Raw genomic sequence first — 6,830 nt, 5'->3', positions numbered from 1 at the left:
GCACGACACCGACCGCTGGCCGGCACCCCCTACCCGGGGTGCCGGCCAGCGGCATCTCCGTGCTCCGCAACCCGCAGATCTTGGACACTTTCCGTTCGCGCAGAACGGAAACTGTCCAAGATCTCGCCGGGACGCACCACCGGCAAGCGACCGCAGCGGTCAGAAGAGGACGGTGGCCAAAGTGCCGATCGGCTGGAAGCCGCAGCGCTCGTAGACGCGGCGGGCCGAGAGGTTGAAGTCGTTGACGTACAGGCTGACGGTGGGGGCGACCCGCAGCAGCGCGTCGCGGACCACGGCTGCCATGGCGGCGGTGGCGATCCCCCTGCCTCGCCACTCCGGTGCCACCCAGACGCCCTGGATCTGCGCCGTCCGCTTGGTCACGACGGCCAGCTCGGCCTTGAACACGACCTTGCCGTCGATGACGCGGGCGTACGCGCGACCGGTGCGGACCAGGTCGTTGACCCGCCGGCGGTAGCTGCGGCCGCCGTCCTCGGCAAGCGGGGAGACGCCGACCTCTTCGGTGTACATGGCGACCGCCGCCGGGAAGAGCCGGTCGACCTCGCCGGAGCGAACCTGGCGTACCTCCGGATCGGCCGGTACGGGCGGCAGCGTGTCGGTGACCAGCAGCGGCTGATTGGGGCGGACGTCTCGCGCTGGCCCCCACGTGTCGGAGAGGCGGTCCCACAGCCCGAGGACGGCATCGGCGCGGCCGACGATCGAGGAGCAGAGCCGCTCCTCGCCCGCGAGCAGGTCGGCGAAGGCAGCAACTGCGGCTTCATTGGCCAGCACCGGAGTCAGGTTGCCGCCGAGCCAGCAGAGTGACTCGAGGTTGCGGCGAGCCCCGTACCCCAGGATTCTGCCCTCGGCCCGCCACCAGGAGAGTCCGCGCGCGGCGATCCGCTCGGCGACCTGCGCGCCCGCGAACGGGTCATGGTCGAGCAGACGCTCGACCGCGCGGCGCTCCGATTCCCCCAGTTGGCGTACCGGCACCGTCAGCACGACTATCAGCCTGCCAGATCAGCACCCTGCTTCGCCGGTCGAGTGACAAGGCCGGCACCGGCTCCACGAGGCGGGGTCCGCCCGGCCCACCGGACGACCGGGGGCACCAGGGCTCCGAGCAGGAGAAACAGGGCACCGAGCACGAGCCAGCCAGGTACGCCCCAGCCGAGTGCGAGGGTGGTCACCACCACCGGTGCGAGCATCTTGCCCAGTTCGTAGCCCATGCCGTACGCCCCCTGGTACTGCCCCTGGGCGTCCGCTGGTGCCAGCCCGAAGGAGATCCCCCAGCCGGCTGCGGAGTGCCACAGCTCCCCGGTGACGTGCGCGAGTGACCCGAGGCCGAGCAGGCCCACCGCGCCGACGGTGGGCAGCGCGCCGCTGGCGGCGAAGAATACGCAGGCCAGGGCGATGGCCACGCCCGCTCGGCGGGCGGCGCGGGCGGCTCCGGGCAGGGTGGCGGCGGCACCTGCGGCGCGTACCTGAAGGAGCACGACGAGCACGGTGTTGACCAGCGTCAACGCGGAGATCATCCAGATGGGGGCCTGGGTGTGGCCGGCGATCCACAGCGGCAGCGCGATGGTGAGCAGGCTGAAGTGCATCGACATCAGCCCGTCGACCAGGGTGAAGGCGAGGAACGGGCGGTCCCGTAGGGCGACCAGCCGAGGACCGTTCGTCGGGGCGGCGACCGGGGCGACGGCGGGCAGCCGAAGGAAGACCACCGCTGCGGCCAGTGATGTCGCCGCCGAGGCCAGGATCAGCGCGACGTAGCCGCTTCGGGTGTCGGCGGCGATGGCGAAACCGCCGAGGACGGCGCCGACGGAGATCCCGACGTTGGTGGTGGCTCGTAGGTAGGCGCGGGTGCGGACCCGCTGGTCGGCTGGGATCGCTCCGGCGATCAGCGCGCCGCGGGCACCGCGCTCGACCGCGTCGGCGAGCGCGGTGGCCGCTCCCACCAGCACGAACGTGGGGAACGACCGGACGGCGATCAGGCCGATGGTCAGGGTGCCGGCGACGAACAGCGCGCCGACCTGCACACCGCGTGGGCCGACGCGGTCGGCCAGGTAGCCGCTCGGGGCACTGGCCAGGACACCGACCAGGGCAGAGATGGTCAGCCCGATGCCCACCTGGGTGGCCGACAGGCCGACCGACCGGGTGAGGAAGAGCGCGCTGGCGACGAGCCAGAGGCCCCGCCCGACGGTCTTGACCAGAGTGCCGAGGGTGAGGACCCGGGCCGGACCCGGCGGGGGAAGCAGGCGCATGACCGACACTCTAACAAGACGTACGTACGGTTTGGTAGATCAAGGTTGTCAGCGATGCATTGGCGATATATCGTTGATGCATCAGCGATAGTCCTACGGAAGGAAGAGCCCGATGAGGTTCCACCGACAGCACCACCCGATGCACGAAGCCCGGATGCGGGGGTTCGGCTTCCCGCCGGTCCCGCCCGGTCCGCACGGCCACGAGCACGGACACGGCGGCCCCTGGGGCGGCCGGGGCCGCGGACGAGGTCGGGGCCGACGCCCCAACGTCCGAGCCTCGGTGTTGGCCCTGCTCACCGAGCGGCCGATGCACGGCTACGAGATGATCCAGGAGATCGACTCCCGGACCGGCGGTGCGTGGCGGCCGAGCCCCGGCTCGATCTACCCCACCCTCCAGCTACTGGAGGACGAGGGCGTGATCGTCGCCAGCACCGAGGAGTCCGGTGGCGGGCGGAAGCGATTCACAGTCACCGAGGCCGGTCAGGCGGAGGCCACCGAGGCCGCGCAGACCCCGCCGTGGGTGGACGTCGCCCAGGGCACGGTGAGCAGCTGGCACGACATCCGTGACTCCGGCGCACAGGCGATGAACGCCCTGCGCCAGGTGATGATGAACGGCACCGACGACCAGCGTGAGCGGGCCGCCCAGGTGCTCGACGAGACCCGACGCAAGCTGTACGCGATCCTCGCCGAATCCGAGTGACGCCGGGCCGCACCACAACGCCGGGCCGCACCACAACGCCGGGCCGCACCACAACGCCAGGCCGCGCCACGGCGCACGAGCACCAAGGCGCCAGGCCCGCACAAGCGCACGATCAGCACGAACGAAAAGCGGCCGTTCCCCGTGCGGGGAACGGCCGCTTTTTCCACATGGAAAATCAGTGCACGGTGACGGTCGGGCCGGTGACCAGCCCGCGCAGCTCCTCGGGGAGCTCGGCGCCCATCTCGTCGGCGATCCGCAGCGCCTCCTCGATCAGGGTCTCCACGATCTGCGCCTCGGGCACCGTCTTGACGACCTGCCCCTTGACGAAGATCTGGCCCTTGCCGTTGCCGGAGGCGACACCGAGGTCGGCTTCCCGGGCCTCGCCCGGACCGTTGACCACGCAGCCCATGACGGCGACCCGCAGCGGCACCGGCAGCCCTTCCAGGCCGGCGGTGACCTCCTCGGCGAGCTTGTAGACGTCCACCTGGGCCCGGCCGCAGGACGGGCACGAGACGATCTCCAGGCCCCGCTCACGCAGACCGAGGGACTCCAGGATCTGGTTGCCGACCTTGATCTCCTCGACCGGCGGGGCGGACAGCGACACCCGGATCGTGTCGCCGATCCCCTCGGCCAGCAGCGCGCCGAAGGCGACCGCCGACTTGATGGTGCCCTGGAACGCCGGCCCGGCCTCGGTGACGCCGAGGTGCAGCGGGTAGTCGCACTGCTCGGCGAGCTGGCGGTACGCCCGGATCATCACGACCGGGTCGTTGTGCTTGACCGAGATCTTGATGTCGCGGAAGCCGTGCTCCTCGAACAGCGAGCACTCCCACAGCGCCGACTCGACCAGCGCTTCGGCGGTGGCCTTGCCGTACTTGCTCAGCAGGCGCTTGTCCAGCGACCCGGCGTTGACGCCGATCCGGATCGGCACCCCCGCCGCCCCTGCGGCACGAGCAATCTCCTTGACCTTGTCGTCGAACTGCCGGATGTTGCCCGGGTTGACCCGGACCGCCGCGCAGCCGGCGTCGATCGCGGCGAAGACGTACTTGGGCTGGAAGTGGATGTCGGCGATCACCGGGATCTGCGACTTCTTGGCGATCGCGGGCAGCGCCTCGACATCGTCCTGGGACGGAACCGCCACCCGGACGATCTGGCACCCGGACGCGGTCAGCTCGGCGATCTGCTGAAGGGTCGCGTTGATGTCGGAGGTGAGGGTCGTGGTCATCGACTGCACGGAGACCGGCGCACCACCACCGACCGGAACCGAACCGACCATGATCTGGCGGCTGGCCCGACGGGGAGCGAGCGGCGGGGGCGGCACGGCGGGCATACCGAGACTGATTGCGGTCACTTCAGGCACTCACCTTGAGAAGAGCGTGATCGGGTTGACGACGTCCGCGGCGATGGTCAGCAGCGTGAACGCGCCACCGATCAGGATCACCGCGTACGTGAAGGGCATCAGTTTGAGGTAGTCCACCCGGCCGGGGTCGGTCCGGCCGATCCGGGCGTAGACCCAGGAGCGGGCCCGCTCGAACCAGGCGATGGCGATGTGGCCGCCGTCCACCGGCAGCAGCGGCAGCAGGTTGAACACGCCGATGAAGAAGTTCAGCGACACGAACAGCATGAAGAAGACCAGCCAGGCGTTGTTCTCGACCGCCTCGCCGCCGAGTCGGCTGGCGCCGACCACGCTGATCGGGGTGTCAATGTCGCGTTCACCACCGGTGAGGGCCGTCCACAGGGCGGGGACCTTCTGCGGGAGGCGCTGGAGCGCCTGGGCGGTGCCGACGGCCAGGTCGCCGGTGAAGTTGGCGGTGGCGCCGAAGGCGCCGACCGGGCCGTACGTCACGCGGGTGGGCGTGCTGGGGACGAGCCCGACGCCGAGCGCGGCCACCGGGGCGGCGGCACCGGTCGGGTTGTCCAGCGGCGGACGCTGCGTCTGCGCGAGCACCGTGCTGGTGGTGGCCGGCTGCCCGTCGCGGACGTACGCGATCTGCGCGGTGTCACCCGGCTTGAGGCTGCGCAGCGTGGTGAGCAGGTCGCCGTAGGAGTTGACCGGGGTGCCGTTGATCGAGGTGATCCGGTCGCCGTTCTTCAACTGCGCCTGGGCGGCCGGGCTGGCCGCGTCGGCGGAGGTGCACGCCCGCACCGCGTTCTCCGGCACCACGCACTCGCTGAGCTGGATGACGGCGGGCTCTTGGCGGGCCTGCGCGTCGGTGGTCGGGAAGTCGGGGTTGGGCAGGCCGGCGGAGACGGCGAGGATCCAGATGGTGACCAGGGCGAGCGCGAAGTGCGTGATCGACCCGGCGGCCATCACAATCGTCCGCTTCCAGACCGGGTAGCGCCACATCACGCGCGACTCGTCACCCGGCTCGACGTCATCGTCCTGCGGGGTCATCCCGACGATCTTGCAGAAGCCGCCGAGGGGGATGCCCTTGAGGCCGTACTCGGTTTCGCCGCGCTTGAACGACCAGATGGTGGGGCCGAAACCGACGAAGTACTTGGTGACCTTCATCCCGAACGCCTTGGCGGTCAGCAGGTGCCCCGCCTCGTGCAGACTCACCGAGATGAGAATGGCCAGGGCGAAGAGGACCACCCCGAGCAGGTACGACATCAAGCTCCTTCCACCGAACCCGCGATGATCTCCTGCGCATGCGCGCGTGCCCACGACTCGGCCGCGAGCACGTCCTCGACGGTACCTGGTTCGTCGAAGTCCGGAGCCTCCTCCAACACGCGTTCCAGGGTGTCGACGATGCCGAGGAACGGCAGCCGGCCCGCCACGAACGCGGCCACGCACTCCTCGTTCGCCGCGTTGTAGATCGCCGGCCGGCTACGCCCGGCCTCCCCGGCGGCCTTGGCCAGCGCGACGGCCGGGAACGCCGCGTCGTCGAGCGGCGCGAACTCCCAGGTGTGCGCGGCCGTCCAGTCGACGGCGGTGGCGGCCCCGGGCACCCGGTCCGGCCAGCCGATGCCGAGCGCGATGGGCAGCCGCATGTCCGGTGGGCTGGCCTGGGCGATCGTCGACCCGTCGACGAACTCGACCATCGAGTGGATCACCGACTGCGGGTGCACCATCACGACGATGTCGGCGTAGGGCACGTCGAACAGCTCATGCGCCTCGATCACCTCAAGCGCCTTGTTGACCATGGTCGCGGAGTTGATCGTGACGACCGGCCCCATGTTCCAGGTCGGGTGCGCGAGCGCCTGCTCGGGTGTGACCTGCGTCAACTCGTCGCGACCCCGGCCTCGGAACGGGCCGCCGCTGGCCGTGACGATCAGCCGACGCACCTCGCCGCGCGAACCGGAGCGCAGACACTGGGCCAGCGCCGAATGCTCCGAGTCGACCGGAACGATCTGCCCCGGCCGCGTCACCGCGGCCTTGACCAGCGGGCCGCCGGCCACGAGCGACTCCTTGTTGGCCAACGCGAGAGTACGACCACCGCGCAGCGCGGCCAGCGTAGGAGCGAGGCCCAGCGAGCCGACCACCCCGTTGAGCACGATGTCGCACGGCCACTGCGCCAGCTCGGTCATGGCGTCCGGACCGGCCACGATCTTGGGAAGCTTGAAGTCACCGGTGGCCCATCCACGCCGGCTCGCCTCGGCGTAGAACGCCAGTTGCAGGTCCTGCGCGGCGGAGGCCTTCGCCACTCCGACCACCTCGACGCCCAGTTCGAGGGCCTGCGCGGCGAGCAGCTCGACGTTGCCGCCGCCCGCGCCCACGGCGACCACCCGGAACCGGTCCGGGTTACGCCGGACGATGTCGATGGCCTGTGTACCGATCGAACCTGTGGACCCGAGCAGAACAAGATCGCGGGGGGAAGTCACGGGGCCATTCTCCCCCACCGTCGCTGCACGCCCGCTGGGAGCCTCAGCCCTCC

Annotated in this window: 6 protein-coding genes; 1 reads left to right on the top strand and 5 read right to left on the bottom strand. The window is 70.6% G+C overall.

What is annotated here, in order from left to right; genetic code table 11:
• Positions 1-159: 159 nt before the first annotated feature.
• Together ACFYP0_RS28045 and ACFYP0_RS28040 are read right to left on the bottom strand one after the other, a co-directional pair.
• Positions 160-999, bottom strand: coding sequence for a GNAT family N-acetyltransferase (locus tag ACFYP0_RS28045; RefSeq protein WP_124856428.1), 840 nt, complete (start codon positions 997-999; stop codon positions 160-162).
• 5 nt (positions 1,000-1,004) lie between these two features.
• The gene (locus tag ACFYP0_RS28040) at positions 1,005-2,258 is read right to left on the bottom strand and encodes an MFS transporter (protein WP_124856426.1); all 1,254 of its coding nucleotides are present in this window, start codon (positions 2,256-2,258) and stop codon (positions 1,005-1,007) included.
• 112 nt (positions 2,259-2,370) lie between these two features.
• Between ACFYP0_RS28040 and ACFYP0_RS28035 the strand changes: the two genes are divergently transcribed.
• Positions 2,371-2,958, top strand: coding sequence for a PadR family transcriptional regulator (locus ACFYP0_RS28035; RefSeq protein WP_356981314.1), 588 nt, complete (start codon positions 2,371-2,373; stop codon positions 2,956-2,958).
• A 175-nt stretch (positions 2,959-3,133) separates the two neighbouring features.
• Here ACFYP0_RS28035 and ispG read toward each other — a convergent pair whose 3' ends face one another.
• Genes ispG through dxr form a run of 3 tightly spaced genes read right to left on the bottom strand, consistent with a single transcriptional unit; the run spans position 3,134 to position 6,777 of the window.
• Positions 3,134-4,306: a flavodoxin-dependent (E)-4-hydroxy-3-methylbut-2-enyl-diphosphate synthase gene (gene ispG / locus ACFYP0_RS28030; protein ID WP_112588507.1), complete on the bottom strand. Its 1,173-nt coding sequence runs from the start codon at positions 4,304-4,306 to the stop codon at positions 3,134-3,136.
• A 9-nt stretch (positions 4,307-4,315) separates the two neighbouring features.
• The gene (locus ACFYP0_RS28025; RefSeq protein ID WP_356981316.1) at positions 4,316-5,566 is read right to left on the bottom strand and encodes a M50 family metallopeptidase; all 1,251 of its coding nucleotides are present in this window, start codon (positions 5,564-5,566) and stop codon (positions 4,316-4,318) included.
• Positions 5,566-6,777, bottom strand: coding sequence for a 1-deoxy-D-xylulose-5-phosphate reductoisomerase (gene dxr / locus ACFYP0_RS28020; RefSeq protein ID WP_386998091.1), 1,212 nt, complete (start codon positions 6,775-6,777; stop codon positions 5,566-5,568). The genes ACFYP0_RS28025 and dxr overlap by 1 nt, the downstream gene beginning before the upstream one ends.
• Between the last annotated feature and the right edge of the window lie 53 nt (positions 6,778-6,830).

Source organism: Micromonospora arida (assembly GCF_042873195.1).
GTDB lineage: Bacteria > Actinomycetota > Actinomycetes > Mycobacteriales > Micromonosporaceae > Micromonospora > Micromonospora arida.
Note: the sequence above shows the minus strand (reverse complement) of the source record. Positions and strands in the feature narration are given on the sequence as shown.

Excerpts from the sequence above, each read along its gene's own strand:
- ACFYP0_RS28035 (WP_356981314.1), top strand. The coding sequence starts at position 2,371 with ATGAGGTTCCACCGACAGCACCACCCGATGCACGAAGCCCGGATGCGG.
- ACFYP0_RS28025 (WP_356981316.1), bottom strand. The coding sequence starts at position 5,566 with ATGTCGTACCTGCTCGGGGTGGTCCTCTTCGCCCTGGCCATTCTCATC.
- ACFYP0_RS28040 (WP_124856426.1), bottom strand. The coding sequence starts at position 2,258 with ATGCGCCTGCTTCCCCCGCCGGGTCCGGCCCGGGTCCTCACCCTCGGC.